Raw genomic sequence first — 19,254 nt, 5'->3', positions numbered from 1 at the left:
TCAAACACCTTAATAAACGGGATAACCTGAGATGCAAATATCTTCTCCTGCCATCTCCACGCTCACCTGCTCAAGCTGTATGGCATCTGCCATTTTCTCGATTCCGGCGAAGGTGAAGGTTCCAGGAGCATCTGGTCCTCCAATAATTTTGGCTGCATAATAGAGTACAATTTTATCGATAAGGCCTGCCTCAAGCATCGCACCGTTTAATTGGCCGCCGCCCTCGAGCAGGATCGAACCGATCTCGAGCTCTCCGAGCTTTTTCATTCCTTCGCCCAAATCCACCTTCGACCCTGTTCCGCAAATGACAACTTCAACACCAGCTGCTTCTAAAGCTTGGCGTTGTTCCACACTTGCTTCACTAGAAGCCAATACGATGGTGCGGATAGAGCGATCGGTTACTACTCTTGCATCAAGCGGCAAACGCAGCTTTGAATCTACTATGATGCGTACCGGGTCGATGGCTGGGACAGAAGCTCGTGTATTCAATAAAGGATCGTCCGCAAGCACCGTGCCAATTCCGACCATAATCGCTTCATGCTGATGACGAAGTGTATGAACCTGCTCGCGGGCCGCTGCTCCCGTTACCCATCTGCTGTCGCCTGTACGCGATGCGATTTTGCCATCAAGCGTGCTAGCGGTTTTCAAAGTGACGAAAGGCAATCTTGTCGTAATATACTTATTGAACTTTTCGTTCATTTGTTGAGATTGCTGCTCCATGACACCCACGGTAACATCAATTCCTTCTTCTCGCAGCCTAGCGATACCGCGTCCCGATACCTCAGGATTGGGATCACCGCTGGCGACAACGACCCTCGCCGCTTTCGCAGCGATGATCCGCTCGCAGCAAGGAGGCGTTTTGCCAAAATGACTGCATGGCTCTAGCGTTACATAAACGGTGGCGCCTTCCGCCTCATCTCCAGCCATCTGGAGGGCATGCACCTCAGCATGGCCGGTACCGCGCTTTAGATGCGTTCCGATTCCAACAATGCGGCCATCCTTCACGACGACGCATCCGACAACAGGATTAATTCCCGTCTGGCCGGAAGCTTTTGACGCCATGTCGAGCGCTAAACCCATATAATACTCATCGTTTAACACGTCCATATACAAAAATCACCCCTATCGGCAATCAATCCGACAGGGGTGATGAGTGAGTAATCTGAGAACTACGACAAAACCGATAGGCGTTGTCGGCTTTAGTGTCCGACTTCATCCTTTTCCGCAAAATTTCGCGATGACGGTTTGTAAAATACGCTAAAAAACAACCTACTATGTATGTGAAATAAAACACACACATAAATAAGCTGATGTTATAGCTGTCGAAGCATCCCCTTCTCCCATCCAGACTATACTGTCGGTCCCGGATTTACACCAGGTCCACCGTTCCAATCAGCTTTGCAGCCGGATAATTCCGAAAACAAAGCGTCTTAGACCGGGTCACGGACTGACGACAAGCACAGAAGTTCAGTTAACCGATCCTCCTGTACCCGCCGATCACCGCCGGTTAGGAATTTCACCCTACCCCGAAGGAAAGCTGCACTTACATAATTATAGTTAGTATCTTAACACTAAATTGTTTCAACTTCAACCTTTTCCATTTTGTCTCCGCCTTTAAAAGCGTCAACAAATTCCATACCCTTCGAAACTTTGCCGAATACAGTATGTCCGCCATCCAAATGCGGCTGTGGAGCGTAACCGATGTAGAACTGGCTGCCACCAGTGTTACGGCCAGCATGTGCCATAGCTAATGTACCGCGCTCATGCTTATTCGGGTTGATTTCACAATTGATGGTGTAACCAGGACCGCCTGTACCAGTTCCGTTCGGGCAACCGCCTTGTGCAACGAAACCTGGGATAACACGGTGGAAAGTAAGACCATTGTAGAAGCCTTCGTTAGCAAGCTTCTCGAAGTTTGCTACTGTGTTTGGCGCGTCTTGATCGAATAGATCGATTAGAACTTCTCCGCCATTTGCTAGTGTGATTTTTGCTTGTTTTGCCATTGCTGCATCTACCTTTCTTTTATCCAGATAAGACTACGTTACCAATATCGCCCTTATTTCGCAAGCGGTGATTTTTGAAGTCTTGCCGGAATGACGTCATTGCATACGATATTATCAAGCGATTCACGCTTAACAGCAAGGTCAGCCTGCCCGTCTTTGACAAAAACGACTGCCGGGCGACGAATGCGGTTATAGTTGCTCGCCATTGCATAATTATAAGCACCTGTACAGAAAACAGCAAGCAGGTCGCCATTTTCGGCTTTAGGCAATTCCAAATCCCAAATCAGCATATCTCCGCTTTCGCAGCATTTGCCCGCAATAGAAACCGTCTCTTCTGTTGGATCATTCGCACGATTAGCAAGCACAGCCTCATACTTCGATTGATAGAGCGCTGGGCGAGGGTTGTCCGTCATTCCGCCGTCAACGGCAATGTATTTGCGTACGCCTGGGATATTTTTGCTCGTACCAACTGTATACAATGTCGTTCCTGCATCGCCAACCATGCTGCGGCCCGGCTCTACCCAAATTTCAGGGAGTGGGAACTCAGCCTTTGTGAAATTCGTAATAATGGCGCCCGTAATAGCCGCTACATATTCGCTGATTGGAAGCGGAGTATCGCCCTCAACATAACGGATGCCAAAGCCGCCGCCAAGATTGATGACTTTAAACGTAAGGCCAAGCTCGTTGCGAATGGCAACCGCGAAATCTGCAACCTTGTCCACAGCCATGCGGAAGCCTTCCACTTCAAAAATTTGCGAACCAATATGGGAGTGAACGCCCAAAATAACGAGGTTAGTCAAAGCAAGCGCTTCTTGAATCGCTTGTTTCGCTGCGCCATTGCCAAGGTCAAAGCCGAACTTTGAATCCTGCTGGCCAGTTGAGATGTAATCATGCGTATGCGCTTCTACACCTGGTGTAATGCGAAGCAAAATATTCACTTTTTTGCCTTTGTCGCCAGCAAGTGCATTCAGCAGCTCTAGCTCCATGAAGTTGTCTACTACGAAGCAGCCGATGCCTGCATCAAGCGCCATGTTGATTTCTTCAGGTGTTTTGTTATTTCCGTGGAAGTGAATGCGCTCCGGCGGGAAACCCGCTTGCATGGCTGTATACAGTTCGCCGTCGGACACGACATCAAGCGATAGCCCCTCTTGCTCTGCAATCGCGCACATAGCCATTACGCTGAAAGCTTTGCTGGCGTAAGCGACTTGGAAACGAAGACCGGATGCCTTGAAAGCTTCAACATACTCGCTTGCACGCTGGCGTACGAGAGCTTCGTCCACAATATATAGCGGCGTACCAAACTGTGCAGCCAAATCAGCTACATCGCAGCCGCCAATTTCCAAATGTCCTTGAGTGTTAATTTTACTAGTTCCATGCAGGTACATAATTTCCCCTCAGCTTTCTTCTATCTGCAGGCAGATAGAACGGATAGAATTTGCATCAATAGCATCAGTATAACGCAATCTACCCTTACTGCGAAATGGATAAATCCACATTTCATTTGCATTTTATGAATTTACTCGGTGCTCGGCATCTTATCGCGCTGCTGTGCTCTTAGATTATTTGGACGCGTCCGATTGTACAGAACTGGCTGGCGGATGAGAATGCTCCAGAGCGCCTTCAAGTCAAAGGGGATGAATGGCCACATGTACGGACGGTTGAACGAACGCTCCATCGTCAGCATCAGGATAATGGCTGTCGTCGCAATGACGAAGCCGGGCACACTGAAGGCAGACACGGAAATGATTAGGACCAGCCTCACGATTCGGTTCGCAAGTCCCAGCTCGTAGCTTGGCGTTGCGAACATGCCGATAGCCGCTACGGCCATGTACAAAATAACCTCATTGACAAATATACCTGTCTGCACCGCAATATCGCCGATCAAAATCGCGGCCACCAGCGACATGGCCGTGGCGAGAGAGGTCGGCGTATGCACGGATGCCATCCGCAGCAGGTCGACGCCAATCTCAGCTAGAAGAAACTGTACAACTAACGGCAGCTTGGCCGTTTTATTGGGACCGAGAAATTCAAGAGCAGGCGGCTTCAATTCAGGATGCATAACGAACAGCAGCCAAAGCGGCAGCATGAACAACGAAGCGAAAATGCCAATGAATCTTACCCATCTCAAATAAGTACCGATAAATGGGGTTTGACGATTTTCCTCCGCATGCTGCATGAGATCCGCATACGTGGTCGGCAGGGTCATGACGCTTGGCGAGGTATCAACGAAAACCGCCACATAGCCTTCAAGCAAGTGAGCTGCCACCGTATCGGGCCTCTCCGAGTATCGAACCATTGGAAAAGGATTCCATCCTCGCTTTACCGTAGCCTCCTCAAGCTGCTTGTCCGCAAGCGGCAAGCCGTCAATCTTCACCATAGAAATCTTGTCTTTAATCGATTTGAGAAGCTCCTTGTCGACTAAATCATCTATATAAGCGATACACACATCCGTTTGCGTTCTCTCGCCCACTTTTACGATCTCATATCGCAGCTGCGGGTCGCGCAATCGTCTGCGAACAAGCGAAACGTTAACCATCAACGTTTCTACAAAGCCGTCCCTGCTGCCGCGAACAACCTTCTCAAGCGAAGGCTCCTCGGGTCCCCGTGCTGGAAAAGCCTTCGCATCTATCATGATGACACATGATTCACCGTCAATAAAAAAGGCAGTGCCGCCGGACATCACGCCCGTCAGCATACTGTTCCAATCCTCTTCCTTTGTCGCCTGCGCGGCAGGCACATACAAATCGAGGAACGAATGAAAGGCATGCACCGACAGATCCTCTGGCTGCAGATAAGTCAACCGTTTAAGCACTTCTGTCAGTAAGGTGTCCTTCACCAATCCGTTCATGCAAAGCATAGCTGTTCGCCGTTCGCCAAACGTCATTTCCCTTACGACTACATCAAAGCTTGTTTTATAACCAATTTCGTGCTCCAAACGGGACAGCACTTCATCCAGCTGATCTGGAATCGGCGTTTTTTCCTTTTCTCCTACTCGATGCGAAGCAGAGCTCCCTATCCTCGGTTTCTTTCTCGAATGTGAAATGGATGCTTCATCTACAGCTGAACCCGACTCCTCCTGCTGCTGCTGTTCCCCGGAATGGACTGCATAAGACACTACTTGGCTATCCCTGTCTTCATGTCCTTGCTCTGAATGATGATCCTTCATTTTCCCTCACCTCGTCGTTAATAAGCTACCATTGAAAAACAAGCCAATCGAATAAAGAGCCGAGCGTTTTCCCAAGCACCATCGCCATTACTAGCCCAACCATATAGGCAGACAAATTCATTCGCTTGGCCAAAATAGGCAGCACGTTCATAACCTCCGTCAATGCGGCTGCCAGCATCCCAACAAACATGCCATCGATCAATCCCGCAGCGCTCAAAAATAGATTGGAAGGCAGCATTAATCGCCAATTCATAAAATCAGCGAACGTCCAGTACAACGAGCCGCATATGACGGCGGTCTCAAACCATATGGACATACGGTAGGCATTGGCAACTTGTGCCAAACGCGGAATAAGGTCAAGTACGATTAGCAGAGCGACCAATCCGCTGCCAACCGCAAGCCCGCCCGCCAAGCCAAGCAGAGCTACAAAAACGTTAGCAAGCGAATTAATCATGCTTGTTACCGTTCGTCTGGTCGTAATCCGATTTTTTGCGCATTTCATCCGCAATGACGTAGGCATTCACATTTTCCTGATACATATATAGTTCAACCTCAAGCGGGTTCGGCTCCTCATTGAACCGTTTGCGGAATAAGTGATTGAAGAACAATACCATTCCTAGCCCGATTCCGAGCGAATAAGGGATTTGAAACCACAGCGGATGCTCCGTTTTCTTTCCGGTAATCAGCTCTACAATCCGAATATGAACCTCCTTCATGCTGACATCCGTATGAAAGTTCATAATGGCGAGACCCGCTCCAAAAAACAAAAGCAGCCACGCTAGAATGAGAACCGAAATACGCGGCTTAACCGGCTTCTCAGCAACCATGACCAGCACCTGAGGATCTCCATAGGCTTCTACCGCCATATCCGGCTCCAGCTGCCGTATGGCTCTGACGATCTGCAGCAGATCGATGACGACGCGATTGCCGTCCGCACTCTTGTGCTCGTACAGGACAAGCTCCTTCAGCCGCCTCTCAAGCGCATCGTCCTCAGCGAGCAGCCTCGCCGCTTGCCCCAAGGAGACCTGCTGATTCGGCTTCGTGTAAATTCGTTTTTTCAAACGCAGATAGAGGACCGAATGCTTGGATGTTGCCATCTGTCAGCTTCCCTTCTGCTTATGCTTTGGTGTTTGTTTCCCTTTTAGTATGAGAAAAGGAGGATACGGATACTCATACAAAATGAGGTAAAAAATAGAAAAAACCAAATCGCCTCAAAGGGCGATTTGGTCTCTAATTAATTGTAATATTTTTTTCTCAAGCCGTGATACTTGCACTTGTGATATTCCCAGCCTGCTGGCTACCTCGGATTGCGTCTTGTCTCGGTAATAACGCAAATATACGATTAACCGTTCGCGCTCGCTCAGTCCTTCAATGGCTTCAACCAGTGCTAGCTTGTCAAACCACCGATCCTGAGATTCATCCGCTATTTGATCCATCAGTGTGATAGGGTCGCCGTCATTCTCAAACACCGTTTCGTGAATGGATGTCGGTGGCTTATTCGCTTCCTGAGCAAAAACTACCTCCTCAGGGGTAATGCCAAGCCGCTCCGCAACCTCGCTAATGGTGGGCAAGCGACCTAACGTTTTGGATAGCTCATCCTTCATTTTACGCACCTTATTGGCGGTTTCCTTGAGGGATCTGCTAACCTTCAACGTACCATCATCGCGCAAAAATCGTTGGATTTCCCCTATGATCATCGGAACTGCATACGTAGAAAACTTCACGTCGTAGGACAAATCGAATTTGTCTACTGATTTTAGCAATCCGATACAGCCGATTTGGAACAAATCCTCAGGCTCATAACCACGATTAATAAACCGCTGCACGACCGACCAGACAAGCCGAATATTGCACTGAACGAGTGTATCCCTTGCAAGCGTATCGCCGGACTGACTTAACGCAATGAGCCGCTTTACTTCTGCGTCATCCAAATATGGCTGGGCCGTCTGCTTTAGATTGACATCCATGAGGTTCAACCCCTATACGCTAATTGTAGAGCGCTTTTTTCGATTCGATTCGTTTCAGCATCGCCACGCGAGTTCCGCCATCTACCATACTTGAAACCTCAAAATGGTCCATAAAATTTTCCATAATCGTAAAGCCCATGCCTGAGCGCTCTAGCTCCGGCTTCGACGTATAGAGCGGCTGACGCGCCAGCTCAAGATCTTCAATGCCCTTGCCGCTATCTGATACGGTGATGGAGACGGAATCGCCCTCGATTTTCGCCTCGATCGTGACCTTGCAAGAAGAATCGCTTTCATAGCCATGTATGATCGCGTTAGTGACCGCCTCGGACACAGCCGTCTTCAAATCGTTCAGCTCCTCGAGCGTCGGATCAAGCTGAGACACAAACGCAGCGACCGCAATTCGTGCGAAGGCTTCGTTCTCCGACCGGGCGCTGAAGGAAAGCGCCATTTCATTCGATCCGTTCATGACACCACCTCCAAACTGGAAATTGCGGAACGTTCATTCTCGTGAATGGTCAATATTTTGAATAGGCCCGACATCTCGAATAGGCGATGAACATTCGGATTTACGTCGCAGACGACCATTTTGCCGCCCTTGCTCTTCACTTGCTTGTACCTGCCTAGAATAACGCCAAGACCGGAGCTGTCCATAAATTGCAGCTCCTTCAAGCTGAGGATGACATGCTCGCTGCTGCCGCGAAGGAGCGCCTCTTCCATCTTATAGCGCACAACATCGGCTGTATGGTGATCCAGCTCTCCCCTTAGCCTTACGATCAGCACATTGCGGTATTGCTCCAGTTCTGCTTGCAGACTCATTATGCTGTTCATCTCCTTCAGGTTTTTTCAAACATAAGAAAGAATAAGCGAAGCCATTTATCCCTTCCTTACATTTTCACCGTGTAACGCGCGATGATCAAATGACGATCAGAGTCAAACGTTTACACTTGCCGAGATAGAACTAGCAATTCTCCGCTGCGGCGACCATTTCCTGCATGCCGACAAAACTAGAAGCATACCGCTAACAGCTGACAAAATACGAGCAAGAAAACAGAGGCAAATGCGCTGTGAATCGCTCTATGCAAATAATCCTGAGAAGGACCGCTTCAGCAATTTCCACCAGCCTGCCCGTTCAACCGAGAGCGGCGCATCTACATCGAACTCCTTCAGCACCTGATCGCCTTGATAGACAACAAGCTTGCCGATAGGCTGACCAATTTGGACAGGCGCCTTTAGAGGACCGTTAATTTTCAGCTCATAACGAATATCCTTCGTTTGGCTTCCTTTTTTGAGAAGTACGCTATAGGCATGCTTGGCGACGAGCGGAAGCTCGGGAGCAGTGCCCTTCTCTATTTTGAGCGTTCCCATCGATTCGCCTTCTTTGATAATCGAGTGGTTCATATATTGCGCGAACGTGTAGTCAAACATTTGCGATACTTCTGCGTTTCTAGTCTTTGTGTCCGGCTCACCCATTACGACTGCGATGACTCGCATGTTATCACGCTTAGCTGTCGCCGATAAGCAGTATTTCGCTTCACTCGTAAAGCCTGTTTTCAGACCGTCCGCCCCGCTGTAGAATCGCACCAGCTTATTCGTGTTTACGAGCCAGAATGGCTTCTCTGACGTTTTGCGCAAATAATCCTGATAAAGCCCTGTATATTTCGTTACTTCGGAATGCTTGAGCAGCTCTCTCGACATCACTGCAATGTCATGTGCCGATGAGAAATGATTGGCTACAGGCAAGCCGTTCGGATTGGAAAACTGCGTATCGTTCATGCCGAGCTGCTGCGCGCGCTCATTCATCATCGCTACGAATTGCTGCTCCGTGCCAGCCAGCTTCTCTGCCATTGCCACAGAGGCATCGTTGCCTGATGCAAGCGCAATCCCTTTGATCATGTCGTCAACGCTCATCTCTTCTCCCGGCTCAAGGAAGATTTGGGACCCGCCCATAGAAGCAGCATACTCGCTTGTCTGTACTTTATCTTCCAGCTTTATCTTGCCGTCATCAAGCGCCTCCATGATGAGAAGCAATGTCATAATTTTGGTAATGCTTGCAGGGGGGAGCTTATCATGGCTATTTTTTTCATAAATAACCGTTCCGCTATCTGCATCCATTAGAATGGCGGAACGAGCCGACGCCGCCAAGTTGACAGCTGGCGCTTGATTAGGAGCCGCCTGCTTCTGACTTGGAGCAGGTGTTGGCTCCACTGCGGCAAACGCCGCGGATGGCAGCGCAATCACTAATGCGAGAATAAATAAACATAGCTTGATAGAACGATTTTTCAACTAGATCTCCTCCTGAAAGTTTATTGCGGCATAATTCGCTTATATTTCTCTTTTCAGTGTTGACTCTTAAGTTGGAAATTATTCCATTAGCTAGAGCTAATTGCACAACAAAAAAATCCGTCCCTTCGTTCGGGACGGATTTCGTAATTCGTATTCATTAATTGTAGCGCGTAATCCCATCGGCCGTTATGACAGATAGCAATAACGGACGAGGCTCAGGCCGATCTGCACGAATCGTATACGCAAGACGTACCCGTTCAGCGACTTCTTGCGCCGACGCGTCTTCTTCTCTAACATGAAGAAGCGCAAGCGTCTCGCCTGCCTCCACAGCATCGCCAACCTTCTTGCGAAGCGTGACGCCAACCGCATAGTCAATCGTTGCGTCTTTTGTGGCCCTTCCCGCTCCAAGCAGCATGGCAGCAAGGCCTAGCTGCTCAGCCTCAATTACATTTACAAACCCTGAAGCCGTGGCTGTCACTTCAATGATAGCAGGTGCTTGCGGGAGTTTGGAGTAATCGTCCACAACCTCTGCATCACCGCCCTGAGCAGCAAGAAAAGCTTTGAACTTCGCTAAGGCAGCCCCGTTTGCAAGCTGATCTCGCAGCAGTTGCTTCGCTTCTTCCACCGTTTTAGACTTTCCGCCTAATACAACCATATGAGCGCCTAGCGTTAAGCAAAGCTCCGTAAGATCATCTGGGCCATTGCCCTTGAGCGTTTCAATCGATTCCTGAACCTCTAGCGCGTTCCCAATTGCGAAGCCTAAAGGCTGATCCATATCGCTAATAACAGCAGCCGTATTTCGGCCGACCTCTGTTCCAATGTTAACCATCGCCTGTGCGAGCAGCTCTGAATCCTCCAGCGTCTTCATAAACGCGCCGCTGCCCGTTTTGACATCAAGCACGATCGCATCCGCGCCTGCTGCAATTTTTTTGCTCATGACCGAGCTCGCAATAAGTGGAATGGACTCTACAGTAGCGGTAACATCGCGCAGTGCATAAAGCTTCTTATCCGCTGGCGCAAGATTTCCGCTTTGGCCGATAACGGCGAGTCCAATTTCATTTACTTGGTTCATAAACTTTTCGCGTGAGAGCTCTGTACGAAAGCCTTCGATCGATTCAAGCTTATCGATTGTGCCGCCGGTATGGCCTAAGCCGCGTCCGGACATTTTCGCTACGGGAATTCCTACAGAAGCTACTAAAGGCGCAAGAATTAACGTCGTTTTATCACCAACGCCGCCCGTACTATGTTTATCTACTTTAATCCCGCTAATAGGTCCAAGATCAACCTGATCGCCTGAGTTCGCCATTGCAAGCGTCAGCGCAGCTGTCTCCCGAGGAGTCATTCCTTGAAAAAACACAGCCATCGCCCATGCTGACAGCTGATAATCGGGTATATCACCGCGAGAGTATCCGTCTATCAAAAATGTTAACTCCGACGCGGTCAGCTCGCCGCCATCTCTTTTCTTCTGTATAAGATCTACCGACCGCATAGTTCCCTCTCCATTCGCCAAACCGTTATTGATCTGTTTATAACGCACGTCGTTCTCTTTGCACCTGGACAATAATCTCGTCAAGCGATTGGCTTAGCACGAGCACGTCCAAATGCTGAAGGCTTTCATTCAACAGAGCTGTTTCAATCATCTTTTTACGCAACTGCTCCATCTGTGTGAGTAATTGCTTGTCCATGTTTTTTTCCACTCCATCTTTCTTTAATCATGGACATTATACGACGAATCACAAAAAAAACACTGTCATATTGAGTCGACGCAAATATTACAATTGTGTTACAAAAAACCTTAAACTGCTGCGATTAAAGCAGTTACTAGTCCCAAAAATTGGGACTTTACGCGTTCCGTCGTTTCCATAACTTCAGCATGCGACAACGGTTGATCCAAAATACCCGCTGCCATATTGCTAATACAGGAAATGCCAACGACTTCGATTCCCGAATGACGAGCGGCTATCACTTCGGCAACAGTCGACATTCCGACAGCATCAGCGCCAATGACTCTCAGCATTCGAATTTCTGCTGGCGTTTCATACGTAGGTCCAAGCAGACCCGCATAAACGCCTTCACGAAGCGTAATTCCTTGTGCTGCTGCAATATCGCGAGCGATAGCGCGTAGACGTTTGCTGTAAGCTTCCGACATATCAGGGAATCGAACGCCCAGCTCATTGTCATTTGGACCAATCAGCGGATTTTTGCCGGTCATATTCAGATGGTCGGAAATAAGCATCAAATTGCCCGCTTCATAATCGGTATTCACGCCGCCGGCAGCGTTTGTAACAAGCAATGTTTTGACGCCGAGCGCCTTCATCACGCGAACCGGAAATGCGGTTAGCTCCGGACCGTAGCCTTCATACATGTGAAAACGGCCGCGCATCAGGATAGCCGTTTTGCCCAATAACGTTCCGATCAACAGCTCTCCTGCGTGACCTTCGACTGTAGAGATGGGAAAGTGCGGAATGTCGTGATACTGAATCGTCACCGCATTTTCCAAATAATCTCCCAGTACACCAAGCCCCGAACCCATAATCAATCCGATTTCCGGTCTTTGCTCCGTTTGTGCCGTAATAAACTTTGCAGCTTCTTTAATATGCGCTGCCGTAAGACCCGCTGCTGTTATCGTACTCATCATAATTCCTCCTAAATTAAATTTAAAAACGATTTAATATGAAAGGCTGCTGCTCTTCATTAAAGCTCAGACAGAAAGCTTGTACCATTCGGAGGCGCTTGAATCCCGAAATTATCGGCGATGGTCGCTCCAAGATCAGAGAAGGTCGAACGTGTGCTGAGCTGTTTAGGCTGCTTAAAGGATGGGCTATACAATAAAATAGGGACGTATTCACGGGTATGATCAGTTCCTGGATGTACGGGATCATTTCCGTGATCAGCTGTAATAATCAGCAAGTCCCTCTCGCCAAGCTGGCGCTCCAAATCGGGAACAGCTCGATCAAACTCTTCCAATGCAGCTGCATAGCCAATAGGATCACGGCGATGGCCGTAAAGCGAATCAAATTCCACGAGATTAGTAAACAGCAATCCTTTAAATGGCTGCTTTAGCTGCTCAATCGTTTTTTCGATGCCATCTGCATTGCTTTTTGTTGGCAAGGATGCTGTAATTCCTTCTCCGTCGAATATATCGTTGATTTTTCCAACGGCAATCGAATCAAAGCCAGCGTCCTTCAAAGCATTCAGAACGGTTGGCTGCGGAGGCTTCACAGCGTAATCATGCCGATTCGGCGTACGTTTGAAATCGCCCGGCTGGCCAAGATAAGGCCTTGCAATAACCCGGCCTACGGTAAAGCGTTCATCCATCGTTAGCTCTCTCGCAATTTCACAAGCACGGTACAGCTCCTCGAGCGGAATGACATCCTCATGCGCCGCGATTTGAAATACGCTATCTGCTGACGTATAAACGATCCACGCGCCTGTTTCCATTTGCTCTGCTCCGAGCTCATCCAAAATGTCGGTGCCGCTAGCCGGCTTGTTCCCGATCACTTTGCGGCCGGTGCGCTCCTCGAATGGGCCAAGCAGTTCAGGCGGAAAGCCCTCGGGAAACGTTTGGAAAGGTACGGTCAGCTCCAAACCCATCAGCTCCCAATGGCCAGTCATCGTATCCTTGCCTACTGACACCTCGGCCATTTTCCCATAATAAGCTGCTGGAGCTTCCTTAGACGGCTGCCAATCATGAATAGACGCTATACGATCAAGACCCCATCTACGCAAATGGGGAAGCTTTGTTCCAGGCACTCTCTCCACAATATGTCCAAGCGTGTGCGAGCCTACATCACCAAATGCTGCTGCATCAGGCAGCTCGCCTATCCCTACGCTGTCAAGGACGATAACGGCAATACGATCAAATTTCATATGTATAACTCCCTCCTGTATCATTGGATGCATCTCGCCATGCCGTTAGGCGCGCGGATGCGCGCGGTTGTAAGCTTCCTTCATGCGCGTTTTGGGAACCTGTGTATATTTGAGCGTAGTCGAAATGTCCGCATGCCCTAGCAGTTCCTGAACGGCACGAATGTCCGCGCCATTGTCCAATAAATGTGCCGCAACCGAATGCCTAAGCGTATGAGGCGTAATCTCCTCAGCAATCCCGGCTTCCTTTGCGTACTTCTTTATCGTCTTCCAAAATCCTTGCCTTGTCAATCGCGTGCCTAAATGATTTAGAAATAACGCCGACTGAGACTCTCTCTGCGTGAGCAATTCATCTCTGCCCGTATGCATATAATCCGTCAACGCCTCAGCTGCCAGCCGTCCGAATGGAACGAGCCTCTCCTTCTGATTTGATCCGATGCATTGCACAAATCCGAGCTGCATATTAACATGCTCTACATTAAGCGATACTAGCTCCGTAACTCGTATGCCTGTTGCATAAATAAGCTCCAGCATCGCTCTATCGCGCTTGCCGGCGGCACTTTCACGGTTTGGCGTTTCAAGCAGCGTGCTTGTGGCATCGACACTCAATATGCTTGGCGGCTTTTTCTCTTGCTTCGGCGCCTCCATATAAATGGTCGGATTATTCGCGATTATCCCTTCCGTTAGCAAATAGTGAAAAAAAGCACGAACAGAAACGATATGACGCGAAAGCGTCGCAGCCTTCCTTCCCTGTTCCTTCAAATGAAGCATATACCTTGAAATATGATGCCTTTGCACGTCGGCAGGCTCCGATAGGCCATGATCTTGCATATATATGATAAATTGATTCAAATCCCTTTCGTATGATGTTAGTGTATTTGCCGACAACGCTCTCTCCAAGCTTAGATATTGAATATATCGAATTAAATGATCTTTCATTGGGCTTCCTTTCACTTATGGCACGTTTCTGCTGGCTTATTCTACAAAACCATTCAACATTCGACGCTTAAAATCCTGCTTGCCCCCATTATTCCCCGTACCAGTAAAACCAGCGCAATCGATCAGCAGCGTTTTTGCTGTCAGGCGAGTTCGGATCGTTAACAAAAACTTTTAAGGCAGCACCTCTAGGCTCCCTATAAGGATGGATTGGAGATATTGCATCGGCAAGCCAGCGATAGCCGCCTGTAACGACAAACAGCAATACGGTAAACACAACAATAAAAACGATGCGGCTCGTCCATCTCCGAATCGAGAAAACCATACAAACCAGCCTCCTTATGATGCCAATACGATTGTCCATCCGTATCACCATATGAGGAGGCTTATCCGAATATGCCATCAACCCTGAAGACTGTCGTAGGATACGCTGTCCAACCATTTCTCAAGCGAAGTGTATGGCAATTGCACAGCGCTCGCGACCGGCTCGTAAGTTACATGGCCTGCATGCGTGTTGACTCCTTTTTGAAGAGGAATGCTTTTGCGTACAGCTTCCATGCCGTGATTCGCCAGGTCTAGTGCATATGGTATCGTGACATTGGTCAAAGCAAATGTTGAAGTGCGAGGCACGGCACCCGGAATATTGGCAACTGCATAGTGAACGACTCCGTGCTTCACATAGATCGGGTCTTTATGGGTAGTTGGCCGGTCAACGGTTGCGATTGAACCGCCTTGATCAACGGCAACGTCTACGATAACCGATCCTTTCTTCATATTTTGAACCATCTGTTCAGTCACCAAATGCGGGGCTCTCGCACCTGGAATGAGAACAGCTCCGATCAGCAAATCCGCTCTGGAGACGGCTTCGGCTATATGATAAGGACTCGACATCAGCGTCCGGACTCTTCCTCCGAAAATATCGTCCAAATATCTCATGCGATCCGCGCTTCTCTCTAAAATGATGACATTGGCTCCCATGCCAAGCGCAATTTTCGCAGCATTCGTACCGACTATGCCCCCGCCAATGATAACTACCTCCGCAGGGGGAACGCCCGGCACGCCGCCAAGCAGGACGCCTCTACCGCCGTTAAATGCTTCTAGAAATTGCGCGCCTACCTGTACGGACATTCTGCCGGCAACCTCGCTCATCGGGGTAAGCAGCGGCAAACTGCCGTTTGCAAGCTGAATTGTCTCGTAAGCAATGCCTGTTACTCCCTTATCAACCAATGCCTTCGTCAGATCAGGAGCTGCTGCCAGATGCAGATACGTAAACAGCAGCAACCCATCGCGAAAATATCCAAACTCCTCGGACAGCGGCTCCTTAACCTTCAAAATCATTTCCGCCCTTGCCCATACCTCCGCAGCCGTACTAATTAACTCAGCGCCCTCGCGCTCATAATCACTATCCTCGAAGCCGCTCCCGTTCCCTGCTCCCGACTCAATGAGCACCTTATGACCTGCCGCTACCAGCATCGTAACGCCTGCAGGAGTTAATGCAACTCGGTATTCGCTTTGTTTAATTTCCTTCGGTACTCCTACGATCATGACCATTTCCTCCTCCTTCGCATTTTTCGCCTTCGCTTCATAAACATTGTCTTTCTATGTTGTATGAACGATCGGAGTGGAATGATCGTCCTTTTTTGTATCTTTTTACGGTGAAAACAACCCAAATGCAAGCATCCTTTTTATGCTTTGTTATATTTCAAAAAATATGTGCGATTCTGGCTACCACCCATACGGAAACGTCGTTCCTGCCATAAACTGGTTGAGAAAAATGCTGGTGTAGGAGGTTCTTAGTCCATTGTCTAATCTCAGAGCCATATTAAAAAGCTGTGCGACTTGCAAACCTTCTAAGCATACTTATCGAAAGCTCATCACGTTTCGCTCAGCGAAAGCCTATAAGCGCTGCTTAAAGCAATTGAAAGTAATAGGAATTAAACCATTCAAAACCGTTTCACGCAGCCGGATCATCGGTTGCCATTTTCATAAGAGCATGTCATGGCAAGACTTAGCTAACCATCCTGAGGTTAAGCTAATTGAAAAAGACTTCAAAATCCGCGCTCATGGCGCAGTCCGATACAAGCCTGTCAAGCTGGGCGGCAGGTCACTCCCCTTGCTGACGCCCGCAACCTCGCCTGCTTTCGCGACATGGAATATAAGACGCGTTAAAGCGCCTGAGGCGTGGTCGACTACACGAGGAAAATCAATAAAAGTCGCCATCATCGATTCCGGTATTGCCAATCATCCAGATTTGCGAATTGCAGGAGGAATCAACACCATTAACGGAGGCTCTTACGCCGATGATAATGGACATGGTACCCACGTAGCGGGAATTATAGCCGCTGCCGGCAATGGCGGAAAAGTAATAGGCACTGCCCCAGAGGTGAGTTTGTATGCGGTCAAGGCGTTGGATCAATTCGGAGATGGATTTGTATCAGACATCGTTGATGGCATCAATTGGTGCATCGCAAACCGAATGCATGTCATAAACATGAGCTTTGGCATTCTCGACTCCAACAGCAGCGGTACTTTGCATGAAGCAATCAAACGGGCTGCGAAGCAAGGCATAGTCTTGGTCGCGTCAGCCGGTAATTCTGGAAAAACCAGCAAGCAAATCGATGTTCCTGCTACATTTAAAGAGACGATCGCCGTTGCTGCTTCCACTAAAGCGAATAAAGTGGCTGACTTTAGCAGCAGAGGCAGAGGAATAGAACTTACCGCACCAGGTGACGGCATTTTGTCTACATGGCTGAATGGCATGTATCAGCGGCTTTCCGGCACAAGCATGGCATCTCCGCATGTTGCGGGCGGTGCCGCATTGCTGCTGGCAGGAAAACCCGGCTTAAGTCCAAGAGCGGTCAAAAAAAGGCTGAAGAGGCGTGCGCTCAAGCTGAAAAAATTCAAATCACGAGCACAAGGCGCAGGACTGATACAGCTGGCTCGCATTTTTAAAGCCAAATAGAACCTAAAAATGCCAAAACGGCTTTGCCGTCCAGTTATGCTGGGCAGCCAAGCCGTTTATGATTGATTTTCAGTTGGGTTTGCGATATCGTTCTTCTCTTTGCAGCGGCGGCATATGCCTTGAAAATCAAGGCGATGATCGACTACAAAAAATCCATATTCCTGCTCAAGCCGCTCTTCTAATGGCAAAAGCCAGTCTTCCTTAATCTCATCCATTGATCCGCATTGGACACATATTAAGTGATGATGATGATGCTTGTTGCTATCCGTACGAAGATCGTACCGTGCTACTCCGTCGCCGAAATTCAATTTTTCGACAACATGCATTTCGCTTAGCAATTCCAATGTCCGATAAACCGTTGCAAGCCCGATTTCTGGAGCTTTATCCTTAACTAGCATAAATACATCCTCAGCGCTTAAGTGGTCATCTTCATTCTCTAGCAAAACACGTACCGTTGCTTCCCGCTGCGGGGTTAATTTGTAGCCCTGCGACTGCAACTGTTGTTTTATCTTCTCAATCCGGGCTTCCATGATTTCCCCCCTACCACATGACTGCGCCTTTTTCAGGAAACGTTTGCTTTCATTATAGGTGCTAACCTGTAATAAAGTCAAACATTTTGGTGTCATATTGTGGCGTTAGCAGACGAAAGAAGCGGGGAAACCCAGCCGATTAGAGTCGGGGAAATATAGGCTTCAAACAGCGCTGCACCTGCAAAAAGAATCAGCATTAGCATGGCGGTCGACGTGAAGGAACCTAGCTGAGGCGCAAGCTCTCCTGTCTGCCGAAGCAGCCTGTTTTTGATCACAAAAAGGGAGAAGGAAATGGCCGCTGCACTCGTAATAATCATCGCCGGAACTGCAATGATATTTTGAGGTGCGATGGACACCAGCGAGAAAAGCACTCCCTTCCATGCATATTGATTGATCAGCGTTCCAACCGAAAAGCCAACCAACGCTCCCTTTAAGAAATTAAGCGCAAGCACACCCGGTATTCCAACGACCGTAATGCCAAGCAGCCATAAAACGAGCAGCCATTTGCTGTGGAAAAAGAATCGCTCCCAGAACGAATGCGCTTCTCCCGAGCCGATTCCCTCGTTCATTAGCTGAACGTATTGATCCACGTCCTGTGCCAGCTCCTGCTGCTGCTCCAGCGTAAGTGCATTAACCATGAGTGCCCCGAATATGGCGCCAACTACAAATAAGACCGATACGAATACATATAGTGATAATTGATTTTTGATCATCGTCACTCATCCTTTCAGCTGCTGCAGCCCGAGCCCTTGATATGAAGGGTTTCTACCATGCCTTCAAAGGTTTATTTTTAATGGCAACTTTTAAAACCAAAAGCTATTTTTAACAAACCGTATCCCTTATTCTACAAACCATAACCCACGAACCCCTTAAGGGATTTTCGAACCCTCCCAAACCCTCCCTTCCAAGGGAGGGCCCCAAGGGTTGCACCCTCTGGACACCCGCAAATAGACTAACGTATCAGGAACAGAGGTGGATGTGAGAAACACCTTCGTTAAGGAGCGCTTTCGTCCCTTCGGGACACGCTGGAAGTCTGAGCACCCGGGTTACCTCCTCAATATCTGAGTACCGTTGGCGATCTAGAGTCGGTTTTTGTTTGGTTTGCTTAGGAGCGCTTTCGTCCCTTCGGGACACGCTGGAAGCTTGAGCACCTGGGTTACCTCCTACATATCTGAGAAACGCTATATCCGAGATGCGTTGGCGATCATTCTGGTTGATTAAGGAATAGTTTGTTAAACTTTTATGGCTTTTGAATAGAGCTAAAAAATAGATCTATTTAGCTTTTTCACATGAAGTTCAATGGAATAAATCTATTTTCTAGTTCTATTACAGCTGTTACATATAAAAATGCGTCGAATAACTCTTGAACTGACAAATTGATCTTATAATTAGATTTATTTAACAAGGATGTTTAAATGTTGACAATATAGGTTTAAAAAATAGATCAATGCAAAATTAATCAATTCATGCAGTTTACTTATTTAAACAGATCATTTCGATGTGGCGCTTCCATAATTAGGGTTGTCTTACTCTTGTATTG

Annotated in this window: 20 protein-coding genes and 1 riboswitch; of the genes, 1 reads left to right on the top strand and 19 read right to left on the bottom strand. The window is 48.3% G+C overall.

Annotated elements, in window-relative coordinates; genetic code table 11:
* Positions 1-9: 9 nt before the first annotated feature.
* The 17 genes from ribD to ald form a co-directional block, all read right to left on the bottom strand.
* Complete coding sequence (gene ribD / locus HI950_RS01760; protein WP_169081861.1) at positions 10-1,107, bottom strand: bifunctional diaminohydroxyphosphoribosylaminopyrimidine deaminase/5-amino-6-(5-phosphoribosylamino)uracil reductase RibD; 1,098 nt, start codon at positions 1,105-1,107, stop codon at positions 10-12.
* A gap of 221 nt (positions 1,108-1,328) precedes the next feature.
* Positions 1,329-1,538, bottom strand: a riboswitch (FMN riboswitch).
* Positions 1,539-1,571: 33 nt separating this feature from the next.
* Positions 1,572-2,003, bottom strand: coding sequence for a peptidylprolyl isomerase (locus HI950_RS01755; RefSeq protein WP_053376712.1), 432 nt, complete (start codon positions 2,001-2,003; stop codon positions 1,572-1,574).
* A gap of 53 nt (positions 2,004-2,056) precedes the next feature.
* Positions 2,057-3,388, bottom strand: a complete 1,332-nt coding sequence (gene lysA / locus HI950_RS01750; protein WP_169081862.1) for a diaminopimelate decarboxylase — start codon at positions 3,386-3,388, stop codon at positions 2,057-2,059.
* Between the two features lie 131 nt (positions 3,389-3,519).
* Positions 3,520-5,169, bottom strand: coding sequence for a spore germination protein (locus tag HI950_RS01745; protein WP_169081863.1), 1,650 nt, complete (start codon positions 5,167-5,169; stop codon positions 3,520-3,522).
* A 25-nt stretch (positions 5,170-5,194) separates the two neighbouring features.
* Positions 5,195-5,623 carry a stage V sporulation protein AB gene (locus HI950_RS01740; RefSeq protein WP_169081864.1) on the bottom strand — a complete coding sequence of 143 codons (429 nt, stop codon included), beginning with the start codon at positions 5,621-5,623 and terminating at the stop codon, positions 5,195-5,197.
* Entirely contained in the window at positions 5,616-6,266 is a 651-nt protein-coding gene (locus HI950_RS01735) for a stage V sporulation protein AA (RefSeq protein WP_169081865.1), read from the bottom strand. The genes HI950_RS01740 and HI950_RS01735 overlap by 8 nt, the downstream gene beginning before the upstream one ends.
* 114 nt (positions 6,267-6,380) lie before the next feature.
* Positions 6,381-7,136: an RNA polymerase sporulation sigma factor SigF gene (sigF, locus tag HI950_RS01730; RefSeq protein WP_169081866.1), complete on the bottom strand. Its 756-nt coding sequence runs from the start codon at positions 7,134-7,136 to the stop codon at positions 6,381-6,383.
* A gap of 19 nt (positions 7,137-7,155) precedes the next feature.
* Positions 7,156-7,602 carry an anti-sigma F factor gene (spoIIAB, locus tag HI950_RS01725; RefSeq protein WP_169081867.1) on the bottom strand — a complete coding sequence of 149 codons (447 nt, stop codon included), beginning with the start codon at positions 7,600-7,602 and terminating at the stop codon, positions 7,156-7,158.
* Positions 7,599-7,952: an anti-sigma F factor antagonist gene (gene spoIIAA / locus HI950_RS01720; protein WP_169081868.1), complete on the bottom strand. Its 354-nt coding sequence runs from the start codon at positions 7,950-7,952 to the stop codon at positions 7,599-7,601. The genes spoIIAB and spoIIAA overlap by 4 nt, the downstream gene beginning before the upstream one ends.
* A 258-nt stretch (positions 7,953-8,210) precedes the next feature.
* Positions 8,211-9,419 carry a D-alanyl-D-alanine carboxypeptidase family protein gene (locus tag HI950_RS01715; RefSeq protein ID WP_187768011.1) on the bottom strand — a complete coding sequence of 403 codons (1,209 nt, stop codon included), beginning with the start codon at positions 9,417-9,419 and terminating at the stop codon, positions 8,211-8,213.
* A gap of 157 nt (positions 9,420-9,576) precedes the next feature.
* Positions 9,577-10,908, bottom strand: coding sequence for a pyrimidine-nucleoside phosphorylase (locus HI950_RS01710; protein ID WP_169081869.1), 1,332 nt, complete (start codon positions 10,906-10,908; stop codon positions 9,577-9,579).
* Between the two features lie 37 nt (positions 10,909-10,945).
* Entirely contained in the window at positions 10,946-11,104 is a 159-nt protein-coding gene (locus HI950_RS01705) for an aspartyl-phosphate phosphatase Spo0E family protein (protein ID WP_169081870.1), read from the bottom strand.
* Positions 11,105-11,214: 110 nt separating this feature from the next.
* Positions 11,215-12,054, bottom strand: coding sequence for a purine-nucleoside phosphorylase (locus HI950_RS01700; protein ID WP_169082242.1), 840 nt, complete (start codon positions 12,052-12,054; stop codon positions 11,215-11,217).
* Positions 12,055-12,113: 59 nt separating this feature from the next.
* On the bottom strand, positions 12,114-13,289 hold the full coding sequence (deoB, locus tag HI950_RS01695; RefSeq protein WP_169081871.1) for a phosphopentomutase: 1,176 nt from the start codon (positions 13,287-13,289) through the stop codon (positions 12,114-12,116).
* A 45-nt stretch (positions 13,290-13,334) separates the two neighbouring features.
* Complete coding sequence (xerD, locus tag HI950_RS01690) at positions 13,335-14,225, bottom strand: site-specific tyrosine recombinase XerD (RefSeq protein ID WP_169081872.1); 891 nt, start codon at positions 14,223-14,225, stop codon at positions 13,335-13,337.
* Positions 14,226-14,313: 88 nt separating this feature from the next.
* Positions 14,314-14,547 carry a DUF4227 family protein gene (locus HI950_RS01685; RefSeq protein WP_169081873.1) on the bottom strand — a complete coding sequence of 78 codons (234 nt, stop codon included), beginning with the start codon at positions 14,545-14,547 and terminating at the stop codon, positions 14,314-14,316.
* A 77-nt stretch (positions 14,548-14,624) separates the two neighbouring features.
* Positions 14,625-15,767 carry an alanine dehydrogenase gene (gene ald / locus HI950_RS01680; RefSeq protein WP_169081874.1) on the bottom strand — a complete coding sequence of 381 codons (1,143 nt, stop codon included), beginning with the start codon at positions 15,765-15,767 and terminating at the stop codon, positions 14,625-14,627.
* A gap of 256 nt (positions 15,768-16,023) precedes the next feature.
* Between ald and HI950_RS01675 the strand changes: the two genes are divergently transcribed.
* Entirely contained in the window at positions 16,024-17,184 is a 1,161-nt protein-coding gene (locus tag HI950_RS01675) for a S8 family peptidase (protein ID WP_169081875.1), read from the top strand.
* Positions 17,185-17,240: 56 nt separating this feature from the next.
* Here the strand turns inward: HI950_RS01675 and fur are convergent, their stop codons facing one another.
* Both fur and spoIIM read right to left on the bottom strand, forming a co-directional pair.
* Positions 17,241-17,714 (bottom strand): ferric iron uptake transcriptional regulator, encoded by a 474-nt coding sequence (gene fur, locus HI950_RS01670; RefSeq protein ID WP_169081876.1) that lies wholly within the window; start codon positions 17,712-17,714, stop codon positions 17,241-17,243.
* A gap of 92 nt (positions 17,715-17,806) precedes the next feature.
* A complete protein-coding gene (spoIIM, locus tag HI950_RS01665) occupies positions 17,807-18,427 on the bottom strand; it encodes a stage II sporulation protein M (RefSeq protein ID WP_169081877.1) in 621 nt (206 codons plus the stop codon).
* Positions 18,428-19,254 lie beyond the last annotated feature (827 nt).

The organism is Paenibacillus sp. PL91 (assembly GCF_012935325.2).
Lineage (GTDB): Bacteria > Bacillota > Bacilli > Paenibacillales > Paenibacillaceae > Pristimantibacillus.
The sequence above is the reverse complement of the archived record's forward strand: the minus strand, read 5'-3'. Positions and strand labels throughout refer to the sequence as shown.

Coding starts and splice junctions, on each gene's coding strand:
- HI950_RS01755 (WP_053376712.1), bottom strand. CDS start 2,003: ATGGCAAAACAAGCAAAAATCACACTAGCAAATGGCGGAGAAGTTCTA.
- HI950_RS01710 (WP_169081869.1), bottom strand. CDS start 10,908: ATGCGGTCGGTAGATCTTATACAGAAGAAAAGAGATGGCGGCGAGCTG.
- fur (WP_169081876.1), bottom strand. CDS start 17,714: ATGGAAGCCCGGATTGAGAAGATAAAACAACAGTTGCAGTCGCAGGGC.
- sigF (WP_169081866.1), bottom strand. CDS start 7,136: ATGGATGTCAATCTAAAGCAGACGGCCCAGCCATATTTGGATGACGCA.
- lysA (WP_169081862.1), bottom strand. CDS start 3,388: ATGTACCTGCATGGAACTAGTAAAATTAACACTCAAGGACATTTGGAA.
- HI950_RS01735 (WP_169081865.1), bottom strand. CDS start 6,266: ATGGCAACATCCAAGCATTCGGTCCTCTATCTGCGTTTGAAAAAACGA.
- spoIIAA (WP_169081868.1), bottom strand. CDS start 7,952: ATGAGTCTGCAAGCAGAACTGGAGCAATACCGCAATGTGCTGATCGTA.
- ald (WP_169081874.1), bottom strand. CDS start 15,767: ATGATCGTAGGAGTACCGAAGGAAATTAAACAAAGCGAATACCGAGTT.
- spoIIM (WP_169081877.1), bottom strand. CDS start 18,427: ATGATCAAAAATCAATTATCACTATATGTATTCGTATCGGTCTTATTT.
- ribD (WP_169081861.1), bottom strand. CDS start 1,107: ATGGACGTGTTAAACGATGAGTATTATATGGGTTTAGCGCTCGACATG.
- HI950_RS01745 (WP_169081863.1), bottom strand. CDS start 5,169: ATGAAGGATCATCATTCAGAGCAAGGACATGAAGACAGGGATAGCCAA.
- deoB (WP_169081871.1), bottom strand. CDS start 13,289: ATGAAATTTGATCGTATTGCCGTTATCGTCCTTGACAGCGTAGGGATA.
- HI950_RS01705 (WP_169081870.1), bottom strand. CDS start 11,104: ATGGACAAGCAATTACTCACACAGATGGAGCAGTTGCGTAAAAAGATG.
- HI950_RS01740 (WP_169081864.1), bottom strand. CDS start 5,623: ATGATTAATTCGCTTGCTAACGTTTTTGTAGCTCTGCTTGGCTTGGCG.
- HI950_RS01685 (WP_169081873.1), bottom strand. CDS start 14,547: ATGGTTTTCTCGATTCGGAGATGGACGAGCCGCATCGTTTTTATTGTT.
- spoIIAB (WP_169081867.1), bottom strand. CDS start 7,602: ATGAACGGATCGAATGAAATGGCGCTTTCCTTCAGCGCCCGGTCGGAG.
- HI950_RS01700 (WP_169082242.1), bottom strand. CDS start 12,054: ATGAGTACGATAACAGCAGCGGGTCTTACGGCAGCGCATATTAAAGAA.
- xerD (WP_169081872.1), bottom strand. CDS start 14,225: ATGAAAGATCATTTAATTCGATATATTCAATATCTAAGCTTGGAGAGA.